This window comes from Actinophytocola sp. (assembly GCF_035712165.1).
GTDB lineage: Bacteria > Actinomycetota > Actinomycetes > Mycobacteriales > Pseudonocardiaceae > DASYTH01.
The window spans coordinates 1-16,486 of the sequence record NZ_DASTBH010000380.1; the positions used below are offsets into that span (position 1 = coordinate 1).

At 72.3% G+C, this 16,486-nt stretch carries 16 protein-coding genes and 1 pseudogene; 11 read left to right on the forward strand and 6 right to left on the reverse strand.

The window, feature by feature from the left end:
- Positions 1-506, forward strand: a pseudogene (locus tag VFO68_RS20990) (glutamate--cysteine ligase); the annotation flags it as partial.
- Between the two features lie 8 nt (positions 507-514).
- On the opposite strand, the gene VFO68_RS20995 reads toward VFO68_RS20990, so the two are convergent.
- Positions 515-715, reverse strand: coding sequence for a hypothetical protein (locus tag VFO68_RS20995; protein WP_325160048.1), 201 nt, complete (start codon positions 713-715; stop codon positions 515-517).
- Between the two features lie 185 nt (positions 716-900).
- Between VFO68_RS20995 and VFO68_RS21000 the strand changes: the two genes are divergently transcribed.
- From VFO68_RS21000 to VFO68_RS21010, 3 genes are read left to right on the forward strand one after another with little or no spacing between them, the layout of a single operon-like run.
- Positions 901-2,136 (forward strand): NAD(P)/FAD-dependent oxidoreductase, encoded by a 1,236-nt coding sequence (locus VFO68_RS21000; RefSeq protein ID WP_325160049.1) that lies wholly within the window; start codon positions 901-903, stop codon positions 2,134-2,136.
- A 53-nt stretch (positions 2,137-2,189) separates the two neighbouring features.
- A complete protein-coding gene (locus tag VFO68_RS21005) occupies positions 2,190-3,230 on the forward strand; it encodes a tetratricopeptide repeat protein (protein ID WP_325160050.1) in 1,041 nt (346 codons plus the stop codon).
- The gene (locus VFO68_RS21010; protein WP_325160051.1) at positions 3,227-4,387 is read left to right on the forward strand and encodes a lactate 2-monooxygenase; all 1,161 of its coding nucleotides are present in this window, start codon (positions 3,227-3,229) and stop codon (positions 4,385-4,387) included. Before VFO68_RS21005 ends, VFO68_RS21010 begins: the two co-directional genes overlap by 4 nt.
- Positions 4,388-4,445: 58 nt before the next feature.
- Here the strand turns inward: VFO68_RS21010 and VFO68_RS21015 are convergent, their stop codons facing one another.
- Positions 4,446-6,104: a bifunctional 3'-5' exonuclease/DNA polymerase gene (locus tag VFO68_RS21015; protein ID WP_414635540.1), complete on the reverse strand. Its 1,659-nt coding sequence runs from the start codon at positions 6,102-6,104 to the stop codon at positions 4,446-4,448.
- Positions 6,105-6,146: 42 nt separating this feature from the next.
- Between VFO68_RS21015 and VFO68_RS21020 the strand changes: the two genes are divergently transcribed.
- Positions 6,147-6,557 carry a PPOX class F420-dependent oxidoreductase gene (locus VFO68_RS21020; protein ID WP_325160052.1) on the forward strand — a complete coding sequence of 137 codons (411 nt, stop codon included), beginning with the start codon at positions 6,147-6,149 and terminating at the stop codon, positions 6,555-6,557.
- Positions 6,558-6,563: 6 nt separating this feature from the next.
- On the opposite strand, the gene VFO68_RS21025 is transcribed toward VFO68_RS21020, so the two are convergent.
- From VFO68_RS21025 to VFO68_RS21035, 3 genes are read right to left on the reverse strand one after another with little or no spacing between them, the layout of a single operon-like run.
- Positions 6,564-7,580 (reverse strand): LLM class flavin-dependent oxidoreductase, encoded by a 1,017-nt coding sequence (locus VFO68_RS21025; RefSeq protein ID WP_325160053.1) that lies wholly within the window; start codon positions 7,578-7,580, stop codon positions 6,564-6,566.
- On the reverse strand, positions 7,581-8,468 hold the full coding sequence (locus VFO68_RS21030) for a hypothetical protein (RefSeq protein ID WP_325160054.1): 888 nt from the start codon (positions 8,466-8,468) through the stop codon (positions 7,581-7,583).
- Entirely contained in the window at positions 8,465-9,052 is a 588-nt protein-coding gene (locus VFO68_RS21035; protein WP_325160055.1) for a TetR/AcrR family transcriptional regulator, read from the reverse strand. The genes VFO68_RS21030 and VFO68_RS21035 overlap by 4 nt, the downstream gene beginning before the upstream one ends.
- 82 nt (positions 9,053-9,134) lie before the next feature.
- On the opposite strand from VFO68_RS21035, the gene VFO68_RS21040 reads away from it, so the two are divergent.
- The 6 genes from VFO68_RS21040 (at position 9,135) to VFO68_RS21065 (ending at position 14,851) form a co-directional block, all read left to right on the forward strand.
- Positions 9,135-10,346 carry an acyl-CoA dehydrogenase family protein gene (locus tag VFO68_RS21040; protein ID WP_325160056.1) on the forward strand — a complete coding sequence of 404 codons (1,212 nt, stop codon included), beginning with the start codon at positions 9,135-9,137 and terminating at the stop codon, positions 10,344-10,346.
- The gene (locus tag VFO68_RS21045) at positions 10,343-11,149 is read left to right on the forward strand and encodes an SDR family oxidoreductase (RefSeq protein ID WP_325160057.1); all 807 of its coding nucleotides are present in this window, start codon (positions 10,343-10,345) and stop codon (positions 11,147-11,149) included. The genes VFO68_RS21040 and VFO68_RS21045 overlap by 4 nt, the downstream gene beginning before the upstream one ends.
- On the forward strand, positions 11,146-12,207 hold the full coding sequence (locus tag VFO68_RS21050; RefSeq protein ID WP_325160058.1) for a phosphotransferase family protein: 1,062 nt from the start codon (positions 11,146-11,148) through the stop codon (positions 12,205-12,207). The genes VFO68_RS21045 and VFO68_RS21050 overlap by 4 nt, the downstream gene beginning before the upstream one ends.
- A 9-nt stretch (positions 12,208-12,216) precedes the next feature.
- The gene (locus VFO68_RS21055; protein WP_325160059.1) at positions 12,217-12,852 is read left to right on the forward strand and encodes a histidine phosphatase family protein; all 636 of its coding nucleotides are present in this window, start codon (positions 12,217-12,219) and stop codon (positions 12,850-12,852) included.
- Between the two features lie 9 nt (positions 12,853-12,861).
- A complete protein-coding gene (locus VFO68_RS21060; protein WP_325160060.1) occupies positions 12,862-13,854 on the forward strand; it encodes an SMP-30/gluconolactonase/LRE family protein in 993 nt (330 codons plus the stop codon).
- A 73-nt stretch (positions 13,855-13,927) separates the two neighbouring features.
- On the forward strand, positions 13,928-14,851 hold the full coding sequence (locus tag VFO68_RS21065) for an acyl-CoA desaturase (protein WP_325160061.1): 924 nt from the start codon (positions 13,928-13,930) through the stop codon (positions 14,849-14,851).
- A gap of 18 nt (positions 14,852-14,869) precedes the next feature.
- Here the strand turns inward: VFO68_RS21065 and VFO68_RS21070 are convergent.
- Positions 14,870-16,486, reverse strand: a 1,617-nt coding sequence (locus VFO68_RS21070; RefSeq protein ID WP_325160062.1) for an MGH1-like glycoside hydrolase domain-containing protein, incomplete at its 5' end; no start/stop codon positions are given.

Below are 16,486 nucleotides of genomic sequence, written 5' to 3' on the forward strand. Positions count from 1 at the left end.
CTGCCGGGGTGCCCCACCTGCGCGTCGAGAACCGCTGCCTCGGCGCCGGGCCGACCGTGGCCGACATGATGGCCAACGCGGCGTTCTACTTCGGGCTGGTCCGGCACCTGGCCGAGAGCGAGCGACCGCTGTGGTCGCAGATGTCGTTCTCCGCCGCCGAGGAGAACTTCCACGCCGCCGCCGAGAACGGCATCGACACCCAGGTCTACTGGCCGGGCGTGGGCCAGGTGCGGGTGACCGAGCTGGTGCTGCGCAAGCTGTTGCCGCTGGCGCACGAGGGCCTGGACGCCTGGGGTGTGCCGGCCGGCGACCGGGACCGGCTGCTGGCGGTGATCGAGCAGCGCTGCATCAGCGGGCGCAACGGCGCGAGCTGGCAGGTGGACACGGTGCGCCGGCTGGAGGAGACCACGATGGTCAACCGCGCGCAGGCGCTGCGCGAGATGACCAGGCGCTACGCCGTGCACATGCACTCCAACGAGCCCGTGCACACCTGGCCCGCGGTCTAGGACATCACTCAGTCACCGGTCACGGCGGCGTCGATGACGGCGTCCCGTAACGCGGCGCGCAGCCTACCCACGTCCAGCGGGGACAGAATGGCGGTCTCGCCCGGCGGTGCGACCAGCACGATCTGGCCGGTTCTGGCGATTACCTGCAGGTCGCGTCGTCGGCCGGCAATGTCACGGCAGGTGACCCGCCACTCCCTGTGGCTGCTCACAGCGACCTACCTCCGTATTTCGTCAAATCCGTCCCGATCGCCTGAGATCCCGCCTCCCGAAAAGGGAACGAGTACCGCTCGTGACCGTAACGGGGAACGGCCGACTTTTCATGTTCGTGCCGGCGTGTCCGGGCCCGGAGGTCTACGTTGGGGATCTCCCCCGCCGCATCACGAAAGGCTGGATCATGGCCGAGCCGCAGCGCATCGTCATCGTCGGAACCGGACTGGCCGGGGCCAGCGCCGCAGGCGAGCTCCGCGCCACGGGGTTCACCGGCCAGGTCACGATCATCGGCGCGGACTCGCACCGGCCCTACGAGCTGCCGGCGCTGTCCAAGGGCATTCTGCTGGGTGACGCCGAAGAACCGGACTGGGTGCACGACGAGGACTTCTACCAGAAGAACGACGTCGAGCTGCTGCTGTCCACGTCCGTCCGCGAGATCGCGCTCGGCGACCGGGTGGTGGTCGACGGTTCCGGCACCCGGTACCCGTTCGACCGGCTGCTGCTGGCCACCGGTTCGCGGCCGCGCGTCCTTCCGGTGCCCGGCGCCGATCTCGCCGGCCTGCACACGCTGCGTTCCCTGGACGACTCGCGCGCCCTGCTGGCGGCGCTGCGGTCCGGCGGCCGGGTCGTGGTGGCCGGCGGCGGCTGGATCGGCTGCGAGGTCGCGGCGGCGGCCCGCAAGCACGGCTGCGAGGTGACGGTGGTCGAACGCCTGCCGCTGCCGCTGCACCCGGTGCTCGGCGACACGGTCGCGGCGGTGTTCCGGGACCTGCACGAGCAGAACGGGGTGGTCTGGCGGTTGGGCGTCGGGGTGGCCGAGTTCACCGGCGAGCAGGGCAAGATCACCGGCGTGCGGCTGGACGGCGGCGAGCTGCTTCCGGCGGATGTCGTGGTGGTCGCGATCGGCGCGGTGCCCCGGGTGGAGTTGGCGCACGCGGCGGGCCTGGAACTGTCCGACTCGGTGCCCGGCGGGGGTGTGGACACCGACGCCGGGCTGCGCACCTCGGCCCCGGACGTCTACGCGGCGGGCGACATCGCCGCGCACTTCCATCCCCGCTACGGCCGGCGGCTGCGGGTGGAGCACTGGGCGAACGCGAAGGACCCGGGCACGCACGTGGCGGGCAACCTGCTCGGCGCGGCCGAGCCGTACACCGCCAGCCCGTACTTCTTCTCCGACCAGTACGACCTGGGCATGGAGGTGCGCGGCCTGGCCAACCCGTTCCGGGACCAGCTCGTGGTGCGCGGGGATCTGGCCGCGCGCGAGTTCATCGCGTTCTGGCTGCGCGACGGCGCGGTGCACGCCGCGATGAACGTGAACATGTGGGACGACGGCGACGCGCTGCAGGCCATGGTGGACAAGCAGGTCGTCGTCGAGCCGCGCCAACTTGAGCAGGCCGATCTGGCCGGTATGGTGGGGTGAGTCGCACCGCCCGCCCTGGCAGACTGGGCCGTCCGGGCGCGGTGGGAGGGTGCATGGCCGAGCCAATCGACACAGTGCTGGCGCGCGCCGCGCGGATAACGGCGGACGGGCGCCCCCGGGTCGCGATCGAACTGCTGCGTCCGGTCGTGGTGTCCAACCCGGAACATTCGGGCGCGTGGTGCCGGCTGTCGGTCGCCTATCTGGACGCCGGCGAGGTGACCGAGTCACTGGACGCGGCGAAGCGGGCGATCACGCTCGGCGAACGGTCCTGGGCGCACCGGCTGGCGAGCCTCGCGTTGGGCGAGTTGGGCCGCTTCGAGGAGTCGGTGGCCTGCGCCCGGGAGGCGGTGCGCCGGGACGGCGCCGACTGGCGCTGCCACGTCGCGCTGGCCGAGGCGCTGGCGCCGACCCAGCCGGGCGAGGCGATCGAGGTGGCCCGCACGGCGATCATCCTGGCCCCCCGGGAACCCCGGCCGCACGAGGTGCTCGGCGACATCGCGGCCTCCACCGACGACGTGGTCCAGGCCCGGCGTGCCTACCGCGAGGCGCTGCGGCTGGACCCGGGCAACCGGCACATCACGGCCAGCCTGGAGCGGCTCAACGCCCGTCCGGCGCCGGAGGAGCCGCCGCCCCCGCCCACCCGGCCGGTGTTCCCACCGGCCCGGTTCGGCCGGGCGCAACGGATCGCGGTGTGGCTGCTGATCCGCCGGGTCTCGCTGTGGCTCGCGGTCGGGTCTTTCCTGCTGATGATCGCCGGACTGTCCGACCCCAACCCGGTGCTCGCCTGGTTCGGCCTGGGGCTGCTGGTGTTCGCGGTCGGCCTGACCGTGCGCGGGGTCATGCGGCTGCCGCCCGGCGCCACGGTGAGCATGCGGGCACTGCGCCGGGCCGAACCGCTCGTGCTCGGGTCGGTGCTGCTGCTCGGTCTGGCGGTGCTGACGCTGGTGCTGTGGACCGTCGCGATCGTGTTCGGCGCCCGGGGAATGCAACTGCTGACCGTGTCGGCCGGCTGTGCGGCCCTGTCGGCCGGACTGGCCTGGTTGAATCTCTGGCGGCTCAAGCTCCGTACTCACCTGGGACCCCTGGACGGATGACGCACTTCAACAGCTATCAGAGCGAGATCTACCTGCAGGGCCTTGCCGACGTGCGGCCCGCGTTCACCACCGACCCGACGCGGCTGGAGGAGGCGGCCCGGGCGGCGATGGAGCCGGGTCCGTTCGGCTACGTCGCCGGCGGCGCCGGCTCGGGCGCGACCATGCGGGCCAACCGGGAGGCGTTCGACCGCTGGCGGATCGTGCCGCGGATGCTGACCGACGCGACCACCCGGGACCTGTCGGTCACCGTGCTCGGCACCCGGATGCCGGCTCCGGTGCTGCTCGCACCCGTTGGCGTGCAGTCGATCCTGCATCCGGAGGGGGAGCTGGCGACCGCCCGGGCGGCCGCCGCGCTGGACCTGACCATGGTGCTGTCGACCGCCTCGTCGCACACCATCGAGGACGTCGCCGCCGCCAACGGGGCCGGCTCGCGCTGGTACCAGCTCTACTGGCCCAGCGACAACGACGTGACGGTCAGCCTGCTGCAGCGGGCCAGGGCGGCCGGGTACTCGACCCTGGTGGTCACGCTGGACACCTGGACGCTGGCCTGGCGCCCGCGCGATCTCGACCAGTCCTACCTGCCGTTCCTGCACGGCATCGGCACCGCCATCCCGTACTCCGACCCGGCGTTTCTGGCCACGCTGGACAAGACTCCGGAGCAGGACCCGCAGCTGGCGGTGCTGCGCTGGATCCAGACGTTCACCGGCACCGACCACCGGTGGGACCAGTTGCCGTTCCTGCGGGAGCACTGGGCCGGGCCGATCGTGCTCAAGGGCATCCAGCACGTCGACGACGCCCGCCGCGCGGTGGACGCCGGCATGGACGGGATCGTGGTGTCCAACCACGGCGGCCGGCAGGTGGACGGCGCGGTGGGCGCGCTGGACGTGCTGCCCGAGATCGCGGCGGCGGTGGGGGAGAGCCTGGCGGTGCTGTTCGACTCGGGTGTGCGGTGCGGGGCCGACGCGGTCAAGGCGCTGGCGCTCGGCGCGCGGGCGGTGTTGCTGGGCCGTACCTACGCCTACGGGCTGGCGCTCGGCGGGGAGGCCGGGGTGCGGCACGCGCTGCGGTCGGTGCTGGCCGACCTCGACTCGACGGTGGCGCTGTCCGGGCACCGCACGATCGCCGAGCTGACCCCGGACCTGCTGCGCCGCGTCTAGGTCGGCCGTTCGCCGGAACGCAACGACCGCATTGAAATCCGGAGCGACGGAACAGCCCTCACTTGGCGTCGGCGTAGCAGTCGACCACGTTGGCCTGCAACGGAAAGTGCACCGGGGTGGAGCCGAACACCAGCCGGCTCGCCTCGGCGGCGGCGTTGGTCACCTCCTCGGCGACCACGCCGGACAGCTCCGCCGGGCAGTGCACCAGCACCTCGTCGTGCTGGAAGAACACCACCTGCGCGGCGGGAGCGCTGCCGGCCAGCCGGCGGCGCAGCGCGGCGAGCGTGGTCAGCGCCCAGTCCGCGGCGCTGGCCTGCACCACGAAGTTGCGGGTGAACCGGCCCCAGTTGCGGGCCGCCTCCCGGGACCGCCGCTCGGTGGTCTCGTCCTGTTCGGCCGACCCGGTCAGCGCCCGCCAGGCCGCGCTCGGCGGCGGGCTGGTCCGGCCGAGCCGGGAGCGCACCATGCCACCGGACTCACCGGCCCGCGCGGCCTGCTCGACGTAGCCGACCGCCTGCGGGAACCGCTTGCGCAGCACGGCGAGCAGCGGACCGGCCCCGCCGCTGGTGCCGCCGTACATGGCCGAGAGCATGGCCACCTTGGCGTGGCCCCGGTCGCCGTCGAACGAGTCGGCGGCCAGGCTCGCGTACAGGTCGGCGGCGCCGCTGCCGGCACAGAGCTCGGCCAGCCGAGGGTCGCCGGACAGCGCCGCGAGCACCCGGGGTTCGAGCTGCGCGGCGTCGGCGACCACGAGGGTCCAGCCGGGATCGGCCCGCACCGCGGTGCGCAACGTCTTGGGTAGCTGCAGCGCGGCGCCGCCACGGGTCGCCCACCGCCCGGACACGACGCCGCCGACCACGTACTCGGGCCGGAACCGGCCCTCGTGCACCCAGGAGTCCAGCCAGGTCCAGCCGTGCGCCACCCACAGCCGGGCCAGCTCCTTGTACTGCAGCAGCGGTTCGACCGCCGGATGGGCGACCTCGCGCAGCACCCAGGCCCGGCTGGACGGGACGTCGATGCCGGCCCGGCGGAACGCCCGCACCACGCTGGCCGGCGCGTCGGGGTTGACCTCGGCGCCGCCGAACGCCGCGGTGATCCGCTCGGCCAGGTCGGCCAGCCGGGCCGGCCGCGCCCCGGCCGGCGGGCGCGGGCCGAGCAACTCGGTGAGCAGGGCCTCGTGCACGTCGGCCCGCCAGGGCAGACCGTGGTGGGTCATCTCGGCGGCGGCCAGCGCGCCGGCCGACTCGGCGGCGACCAGCAGGCGCAGCCGGTCGGGGTGCGGGTCGGCGTCGATGCGGCGCTGCTGGTCGTCGTACACGGCGGCGGCGGCGTCCAGCGGGTCGCCGGCCGGGGTGGTGCCCCGGTCGAGCTCGAACAACGCGGGCGCCTCGGTGCGGCTCGGCGGCGGGCGGTCGGGCGGCTCGGGCAGGCCGCGCAGCCGGGCGTGCGCCGCGGCCAGGTTGCGCGGCCGGTCGGGCGCTCCGGCGCAGGCCAGCAGGATGTTCTCGGTGAGCGCGAGGTCGTGGCACCGGGCCAGCCGGACGCCGGCGCGCAGCAGCGCGGGGTAGATCTCCTCGGCGGACGGCAGCACCCAGCGCGGCGCCTGGCCGGCCTCCAGCTCGGCCATGGCCGCGGCCAGGTCGGGCACGCCGCGGTCGCCGCCGGGCAGCCGGATCCGGCCGGCCCCGCCGGCTTCCGGGATCGCCACGACCTGCACGGGTGGAATTGTGCGGCAGGGCACCGACAGTAGGGTGATCGTATGGATCTGGACGAGGCGCGGGACGTGCTGCGCACGCAGCACCGGGCGGTGCTGGCGACCCGCCGGGCGGACGGCGAGCCGCAGCTGTCGCCGGTGACGGTGGGCGTCGACGACGAGGGCTACGTGGTGATCAGCAGCCGGGAGACGGCCTACAAGGTGAAGAACCTCCGCCGCGAGCCGCGGGCCTGGCTGTGTGTCATGCCGGACAGCTTCTTCGGCCGGTGGATCCAGGTCGAGGGCGCGGTGGAGATCGTGTCCCTGCCCGAGGCGATGGACGGCCTGGTCGCCTACTACCGGTCGATCTCCGGCGAGCACCCCGACTGGGACGAGTACCGCGAGGCCATGCGTTCGGAGAAACGCTGCCTGATCCGGGTGAGCCTGGACCGCGCCGGTCCCGACCGCCAGGGCTGACCGGCGTCAGTAGTGGGCGATGACGTCCCGGCCGAACCGGGCCATCTCCTCGTGCTGCGGGGAGAACTGGAGCAGCATCAGGTCGACGCCGGCCTCCTCGTAGGCACGGATCCGGTCGGTGATCTGCTCGGGCGTGCCGACCAGCCCGGCGCGCAGGCCGCGGTTGGACACGCTGTACTCACGCAGGGACACCTCGGACTCCAGGTGGGAGCCCTCGACGAAGTCCTGGTAGGACGCGTACGCCTCGGGTGAGGAGCGCACGTCCAGGATCCGGTCCAGCTCGGCCTGCGCCGCCGCCTCGGTGTCGCGGCAGATCACGTACCCGGACACGCCGAAGGTCATCGGCTCGCGGCCGGCGTCGGCGCGGCGCTTGCTCAGGTCGGCGACCTTGCCGGCGATCACCTCGGGCGGGTCGCCGTGCATCACGTAGGCGTCGCCGTGGCTGGAGATGATCTCCTTGGCCTTGGGGGACTCGCCGCCCATGTACACGGTCGGGACCCGGGACGGCTTGGGCTCCAGGATGGTGCCCTCCAGGTCGTACAGCGCGCCGTGGTGGCTCACGGTGTCCTCGGTCAGCAGCCGGCGCAGCACCGACAGCCACTCCTCGGTCCGGGCGTAGCGGGCGTCGTGCACGTCGAACGGCGCGCCGTACTGGGTGGCCTCGTCCTTCCACCACGAGGACACCACGTTGAGCGAGAGCCGGCCGGGCGCGATGGTGTCCAGCGTGGAGATCGCCTTGGCGATCTGGGTGGGGGAGTGGTAGTTCGGCCGCACGGCGAGCATCAGCTCCAGCGTCCGGGTGACCGCCGCGACGGCCGGGGCCAGCGACCACGCGTCCAGCGCGGGGGCCCGGTGTCCCTTGATGTCGTTGAGGTTCAGCTCGGCGATCAGGCTCAGGTCGAAGCCGTGCCGTTCGCTGTCGGTCGCCAGATCCCGGATGTAGGGCCAGGCGATGCTCATCTCCTCGTCCGCCACGTTGCGCAGCCAGCCGCCGAAAACCGGCATCCAGTAACCGAATCGCATCTAGCGTCCCGCCTCTCCGGCCAGAAATCGGGCGATCATCCGCGGTCCCGAGCGGGGCGCGACGGCCTCCACGTCCGGGTTGTAGTTGGTGTTGGTGTTGATGTCGTAGGTGACCAGCCGGCCGTCGGCGGTCTCGATGAACTCGAAACCGGCGATCCCGATGCCGTGCCGGCGGGCGAAGTCCAGGTACCGGGCGACGATCGGGTGGTCGTCGAAGTCCTCGCGCAGGGCGAACAGCGGAGGTCCGGTGGCCGCGCAGGCGTCGGCCGGGCACAGCTCGAAGCCGCCCCGGGCGACGTCGGCGGTGATCGCGTAGACCAGTTCGCCGCCGACCACCTCGACCCGGGTGATGTGCGGGTGCGCCGGCCGGACGTACTCCTGCACCAGGGTGATCCCGTCCACCGGTGGCTCCAGCGTGGCGTCCGCCAACTCCTCGACCGAGTCGAACCGCCGCACGCCCAGCCCCTTGCCGCCCTGGTTGTGCTTGACCACGAACGGCGCCGGCAGCTTGCCCGCGGCGCCGAGCAGGTCGCCGGAACCGACGACGGCGATGGTGCGCGGCACGTCGAACCCGGCCGCGCGCAACGCGGTCAGTTGGTCGGCCTTGCTCATCTCCAGTTCCAGCACCCGCCGCCCGTTGACCACCCGGCGCCCGGCGGCCTCCAGCCAGCTCAGCACCGCCCGGGTGTGGTCCTTGGCGAACGCATGGCCCCGGGTGTGCGAGGAGGCGCTCATCCGCGACCAGTACACGCCGGGCGGCGGCGGGGCGTCGAGGTCCAGCGTGCCCTCGCCGAGCAGCCACTGCCGGTGCTCGACCCCCTCGGCGTCGAAGGCGGCGGCGAACGGCGGGTACCACTCCGGGTTCTCGTGCAGGACGTGGATGCTCATCTCGCCGCCTCGATCACGCGATGGAGGGTCTCGGTCAGCAGGGACACCAGACCGTCCCGATTGGACGGTCGGGCGCCGGTCCAGGCGATGGCGAGCTCCTCGGCGAACGACCACCAGGCCCGGATCACCATCTCCACCTCGGGCGGCACGCTGTGCCCGCCGAGCGCGTCGATCACCTTGCCCGCCAAGGCGTCCTGGGTCTCCTCGTGGATCGAGCGGACCCAGTCGTCGGCCCCGGGGCTGCGGAACAGCGCCACGTACGGTTCGCGGCGCCGCTCGAAGTAGCGCACGTAGTTGTCCACCATCGCCCGGATCCGCTGGTCCGGACCGCCCTGCGGTTCCGGGGTGATCTGGCGCAGCAGCCGGCGGCTGGCCGCCCGCACGACCGCCCGGTAGTAGTCCTGCTTGGTGGGGAAGTAGTGGAACAGCAGGCTGCGGGAGATGCCGGCGGTGGCGGCCACCTCGTCGACGGTGATCTGGTGGATGGGCCGGGTGGCGAGCATGCGCAGCCCGATGCCGATCAGCTGGCGGCGGCGGTCCTGCGCGTCCAGCCTCGTGCGCGGTGTGTTCTGCGCAACAGTCACCGGGCCTCCCGCACGTATTGAGCCTCGCTCGACGGCCAGAGTAGCTTGTTGAGCAATGCTCAACTCCGGTGAGGGAGCCCACATGGAATTCGCCCACTCGGCAAAGGCTGCGGACTACATCCAGCGGGTGGGGGACTTCATCCGCGCGGAGATCGAGCCGGTCGAGGCCGAGTACCTGCGTGCCGTGCACGCCAACTCCGGCCACCCGTACACCGTCCCGCCGGTGATGGAGGAGCTCAAGGCCAAGGCCCGGGAGCAGGGCCTGTGGAACCTGTTCCTGCCGGACGAGACGCACGGCGCCGGGCTGACCAACGTCGAGTACGCGCCGCTGGCCGAGCTGATGGGGCGCTCGCCGATGGCCAGCGAGGTGTTCAACTGCAGCGCTCCGGACACCGGCAACATGGAGGTGCTGCACCTCTACGGCAGCGCCGAGCAGAAGCAGAAGTGGCTGGAGCCGTTGCTGCGCGGCGAGATCCGCTCGGTGTTCTGCATGACCGAGCCGGAGGTCGCCTCCTCCGACGCCACCAACATGGCCGCGACCGCCGTGGTCAAGGACGACCAGATCGTGCTCAACGGCCGCAAGTGGTTCTCCAGCGGCATCGGGCACCCGAACTGCCGGGTGGCCATCTTCATGGGCCTGACCGACCCGGACGCCCCGCGCTACGCCCAGCACTCGATGGTGCTGGTGCCGCTTTCCACGCCCGGGGTCAACATCGAGCGGATGCTGCCGGTCTTCGGCCGGCACGACGAGCCGTTCGGGCACGGCGAGGTCACCTTCACCGACGTGCGGCTGCCGCTGGACGCGGTGATCGCCGGTCCCGGCCGCGGCTTCGAGATCGCTCAGGGCCGCCTCGGTCCCGGCCGCATCCACCACTGCATGCGGCTGATCGGGCTGGCCGAGCGATGCCTGGACCTGGCCTGCAAGCGGGCCACCCAGCGGGTGGCGTTCGGCAAGCCGCTGGCCGACCTGGGCGGTAACCGGGAGCGCATCGCCAAGGCCCGCATCGCGATCAACCAGGCCCGGCTGCTGGTGCTCTACACGGCGTGGAAGCTGGACACCGAGGGTCTGCAGGGCGCCCGCAGCGAGGTCTCGCAGATCAAGGTGGTGGTGCCGAACGTGGCCACCGACGTGATCGACATGGCCATCCAGCTGCACGGCGCGGCCGGCGTTACGGACGACTACCCACTGGCCGCGGCCTACACGGGTGCCCGGTCGCTGCGGCTGGCCGACGGCCCCGACGAGGTGCACCTCCATCTGGTCGCCCGCCAGGAGCTGAAGGCCTACGCCCAGTGACCCAGCGGGTTCTGATCACCGGGGCCGGTTCCGGCCTGGGCAAGGCGATGGCGGTCCGGTTCGCCCGGGCCGGCGCGCGGGTGCTGGTGTCCGATGTGGACATCGCAGCCGCCGAGGCCGCCGCGAAGGAGTTGGATGCGGCCGCGCTGCGCCTGGACGTCACCGACGACGCGTCCTGGGCGGCCGCCCTGGACTGGTGCCGGCGCGAGTGGGACGGCTTGGACGTGCTGGTCAACAACGCCGGAGTGGCGTCCGGGGGCCGGTTCGAGCTGATCCCGCAGGACGACTGGGACTGGGTCCTGGACATCAACCTCATGGGTGTGGTGCGGGGCTGCCGGACGTTCGTGCCGCTGTTCAAGGAGCAGCGCTCCGGGCATCTGGTCAACGTCGCGTCCCTGGCCGCGATCATGAACCTGCCCGGCATGGCCTCCTACAACGTGGCCAAGGCCGGCGTGCTGGCGCTGTCCCAGACGCTGCGCTACGAGCTGGCGCCGCACGGGATCGCCACGACTGTCGTGTGCCCCGGGTTCGTCAAGACCAACCTGCCGGACCGGTCCCGGCACGCCGACCCGGCCCTGTCCGAGCTCAGCCGAAAGCTGATGGAGTCCGCGACGGTGACCCCGGAGGACGTCGCCCGGCAGGTGTGGGAAGCCGTCCACGTCCGGGCGTTCATGGTGAACACGCACGCCGATGGCCGCCGGTCGGCGTTGCTCAAGCGGTACCTGCCGGGTGTGGTGGACCGGCAGGTTGGCCGATACTGGTCCCGGCTGCAGCGGAGGCTGGAGGGCGAGAGGACCAGATGACCGAGACCCTGACCGACCAACCGGGCGCGCTGCGCGACGAGGACAGCTTCGACGTCGCCGCCGTGCACGAATGGCTTTCGTCCCATGTGGACGGACTGGCCGGGTTGCCGGAGGTGCGGCAGTTCCCCGGTGGCGCGTCGAACCTGACCTACCTGCTGCGTTATCCGGACCGCGAGCTGATCCTGCGCCGGCCGCCGGTCGGCCGCAAGGCGGCCTCCGCGCACGACATGAAACGCGAGTACCGGGTGCAGCGGCAGCTGCGGCCGGTCTACCCGTACGTGCCGGTGGTGCTCGGGCTGTGCGAGGACCACGGCGTGCTCGGCTCGGACTTCTACGTGATGGAGCGGATTCCCGGGATCATCCTGCGCCGCGACCTGCCCGAGGGCATGATCCTGCCGCCGGAGCGCGCGCGGGAGTTGGGGTTCAGGTTGGTGGACCGGCTCATCGAACTGCACCAGGTGGATCCGGACGCGGCCGGGCTCGGCGATCTTGGCAAGGGCGCCGGCTACGTCCAGCGCCAGGTGCGCGGCTGGTCGGACCGGTTCCGCGCGGCGCGCACCGACAACGTTCCGGACTTCGAGGACGTGATGGCCTGGCTGGCCGCGAACATGGCCGACGATGTCCGGATCTGCGTGATTCACAACGACTTCCGGTTCGACAACGCGGTGGTCGACGGTCCGGAGACGCTCAACGTCGTCGGAGTGTTGGACTGGGAGATGGCCACGCTCGGCGACGCATTGATGGACCTGGCCGGGCTGACCACCTACTGGATCCAGGGCGACGACGACGAGGCGGCGCTGCGGGCCCGCAAGCAGATCACCCATCTGCCCGGCATGCCGACCCGGCGCGAGGTGGTCGACTACTACTGCGAACGGATGGCGCTCGACCCGGGCAACTGGACTTTCTACGAGGTGTTCGGCCTGTTCCGGCTCGCGGTGATCCTGCAGCAGATCTACTACCGCTACCACCACGGCCAGACCCACAACCCGGCGTTCAAGGACCTCTGGATGAACTCCGCCTACTTCGAATGGCGTTGCCGATCGCTGATCGGCGCCTGAAGGACACCCATGCCCACGATCTACCTGATCCGGCACGGCCAGGCGTCGTTCGGGGCCGCGGACTACGACGTGCTCTCCCCGGTGGGGGAGCAGCAGTCGAAGGTGCTCGGTGAGGAGTTGCGGCGCCGGGAGATCCGGGTGGACCAGGTCGCCTCCGGCACCCTGCGCCGCCAACTCGCGACGGCCGCGGCGTGCCTGCCGGTGGCCGAGATCGACCTGGCGGCGAGGCAGGACGTGCGGTGGAACGAGTACGACCATCTCGCGCTGGTCCGGGAGTCCCTGCCGCCGGGCGAGGAACCGCCGTCCACGCGGGAGTTCCAGAACCTGCTCGACGCCGCGCTGCTGGCCTGGATCGGCGAGTCGGCCCAGGCCGGCCGGGCCTGGTCGGAGTTCCAGGACGGGGCCTGTGCGGCGCTGGCCGAGCTCGACGGCAACGCCCTGGTGTTCACCTCCGGCGGGGTGATCTCGGCGATCTGCGCGCGGCTGCTCGGGTTGCCGCCGCAGGGGTTTCTGGCGTTGAACCGCACGATGGTGAACGCCGGCCTGACCAAGATCGTGCGGGGCCGGTCCGGCACCTCGCTGGTGTCCTACAACGAGCACGGGCACTTCGAGGGACCGCACCGCGAACTGCTCAGCTACCGGTAGGAAGTGAACATGGCCCGACCGAAAGTGGCACCCGTGGTGTGGCGACCGGGCAGGGCGGGCTCCCCGCCCGCGCCTTCGCTGCCGGAACTGACCCTGCTGGCGGTGACCGGCCACGGCACCGAGGACGTGCTCGTCGATGCGGCGGGGGACCTGTACACCGGGGTCGCCGACGGCCGGATTCTGCGGCTGAGCACGGACGGCCGGCGGCTGGAGACCGTGGCCGAGACCGGCGGCCGGCCGCTGGGCATCGAACTGTTCCCGGACGGGCGGCTGCTGGTCTGCGACGCCGAACGCGGGCTGCTGCTGGTCGACCCGGCCGGCGGCAAGGTCGAGCCGATCGTCCCCGGTGGACAGGGCGTGCACCTGTGCAACAACGCCGCCGTGACCGCCGACGGGACCGTGTACTTCACCGACTCGTCGGCGCGGTTTCCGTTGACGTACTACAAAGCCGACCTGATCGAGCACTCCGGCACCGGCCGGCTGCTGCGCCGCGATCCGGACGGGTCGGTCGAGACGCTGCTGACCGGCCTGCAGTTCGCCAACGGGGTGGCGCTCGCCCCGGACGAGTCCTATCTGGTCGTCGCGCAGACCGGCGCCTACCGGCTGGACAAGCTGTGGCTGACCGGTGCGCGAGCCGGCGAGCTGGACTCGCTGGACGACAACCTCCCGGCGTTCCCGGACAACCTCGCCACCGGCTCGGACGGGCTGATCTGGGTGGCCATGGCCAGTCCCCGGGACCGCGCGCTGGATCTGGCGCACGGCTGGCACCCGGCCGTGCGCAAGGCGATCTGGGCGCTGCCGGAACGGTTCCAGCCCAAGGAGAAGCGCACCGTCTGGGTGCGCGCGGTCAACGGCGACACCGGTGCCGTGGTGCACGAGTTCTTCGGCAGGCACCCGGAGTTCCACATGGTCACCGGCGTCCGGGAACACGGCGGCACCGTCTATCTGGGCAGCCTCGCGGAGAGTGCGGTCGCATCGTTCCGGCTCGGCGGGCAGAAATGATGTTCACCGGCGGTTGGTGTCCGGTTTGCCGGCTATTCTGTGTCCGTGAGTACAGAGACGATTCCGTGACGTCATGACGTCGACCCTGGTCAAGCCGCTGCACGGGGGCGAACGCAGCATCGCGTCCCAACTGGGCATGTACGTGTTCATCGTGGGGCCGTTCCTGGCTCTGCTCGCCGCCGTCCCGCTCACCTGGGGCTGGGGCGTCGGCTGGGTCGACCTGGTGCTGGCGGCGGCGTTCTACGTCGTGACCTGCCTCGGGGTGACCGTCGGCTTCCACCGCTACTTCACCCACCGGGCGTTCAAGGCCAAACGCGGTGTGCGGATCGCGCTGGCCATCGCCGGCAGCATGGCGCTGCAGGGTCCGATCCTGCACTGGGTGGCCGATCACCGGCGGCACCACGCGTTCTCCGACCGGGACGGCGACCCGCACTCCCCGTGGGCGTTCGGCACCTCCCCGGCCGCGCTGGTCCGTGGGTTCTGGCACGCGCACATGGGGTGGATCTTCGACCGCAAGCTCACCAACCAGGAGCGGTTCGCGCCCGATCTGCTCGCCGACAAGGACATCCGGCGGGTGCACCGCCAGTTCGGCCTGTGGACGGCGGTCACCATGTTCGCCCCCGCGGTGCTCGGCGGGTTGCTCACCTGGTCCTGGTGGGGCGCGGTGACCGCGTTCTTCTGGGCCGGGCTGGTCCGGGTGTCGTTCCTGCACCACGTCACCTGGTCGACCAACTCGATCTGCCACATGATCGGCAGCCGGCCGTTCGCCTCCCGGGACCGCTCGGCCAACTTCTGGCCGCTGGCCATCCTGAGCATGGGTGAGTCGTGGCACAACCTGCACCACGCCGACCCGACCTGCGCGCGGCACGGCGTGGACCGCGGCCAGATCGACATCTCGGCCCGGCTGATCTGGATCTTCGAGCGGTTCGGCTGGGTCAGCGACGTCCGCTGGCCGACCCCCCGGCGGCTGGCCCGGCTGTCGGCCCAGCCTCGGTGAGACCGGCGCGGGCCGGGCCTATGAAACCAACACTGCGGCGACCATCGCCGCGGCGGCCCAGGCCTGCGGGTGGCAGGCCGACGGGTAGCGCACCGGCGGCCCGTCGTCGAGCACCCCGTACAACTCGGGTGGCCGGCCGTCGAAGTGCGCCGCGGCCCGGAGCAGACCCTCGGCGAGGGATGTGGCCTGTTCGGCGCGGCCCTCGGCGAGCAACCCGGCGACCGCGATGGCGGTGTCGTGCGGCCAGACGCTGCCGCAGTGGTAGCTGAGCGGGTTGTAGGCGGCGCTGGTCGTGGTCAGGGTGCGCAGCCCGAACCGGGTGGTCAGGTCCGGGGCGGCCAGCCGGTCGGCCACCCGGGCGGCCTCGCGCGGGTCGAGCAGGCCGGTGCCGAGCAGGTGCGCCATGTTGGACGACGCGCCGGAGACCGGCCGCTTGGCCGCGTCGAGCGCGATCGCCGGGTAGGGCCCGACCTCGTCGCGCAGCCAGAACGAGGCGCGGAACCGGTCGCGCAGCCGGGCCGCCCAGTCCAGCCAGCCGGGTCCGTCCGGCAGGCCGAACGCCTCGGCCAGCGCGGCCGCCCGCACCGCCGCGGCGTGCGCGTAGCCCTGCACCTCACACAGCGCCAGCGGCGGCCGCGCCCGGCCGCCGTCGGCGTGCCGGATGCCGTCCGCCGAGTCCTTCCAGCCCTGGTTGGCCAGGCCGCCGTGGGCCGATCCGGCGTACTCGATCAGCCCGTCGCCGTCCGGGTCGGCATCCGGGCCGGTGAGCCAGCCCAGCGCCGCGACCAGGTTCGGCAGCAGGGCGGCCACCTCGGCCTCGGGCAGGCCGGCCCGCCAGGCGTCGTGCAGCAGGCGCACCCACAGCGCGGTGGCGTCGATCGTGCCGTAGTAGACCGGCGGCAGCCGCAGGTCGCCGTAGTGCGCCGGGCCGGACCGGGCCTCGTGCAGGATCTTGCCGGGGGCCTGCTCGGTCTCCGGGTCGTGCCGGTCGCCCTGGCGGCGGGCCAGCGCGCGCAGCGTCCCGGCGGCCAGCCCGGTTCCGAGCGGTAGCAGCAGCCAGGCGGTCCACAGCGCGTCGCGGCCGAACAGGGTCAGATACCAGGGCGCCCCGGCGGCGGCGAACCGGTCGGCGGGCTCGTCCGGGTCGGCCAGCAGCAGCGCCTCGAGGTCGGCGAGGTTGGCGGCGAGGAGGTCGTGCCGGTCGGCCGGCAGGTCCGGAATCGTCCACAGCGGACCCGGCGGGGCCGCCGTTTGGGTGAACGTCGCGGATCGGGGCTGCGTGCAGCGTGCCGCCAGATCGATCAAGAACGAGCCGCCGGGCGGCAGGGTCACGTGCCACCCCAGCTCGGCGCCGGCAGCGCCGGTCCCGGCCGTGTCCGGATCGGGAGAGCATCGCAACGAAACGGTGATGTGGTCGCCCTCCCAGCGCAGTTCGCCGTCGTGCCGGGCCGGCGGAACCGGCGGGACGAGCCGCCCGGACCGGACCGCGTCGATGCCGGCGAGATCCGTGCCGACCTGCGCCCACACCGTCAGATTCGCCGTGGTCGTCCCGAAGTTGGTCAGCCGCAGGTGCTCGGCCAGGGTCGCGGGCGACACCGCGCGGCGCCGCTCGGCCATGATCGTCGGATCGCCGGC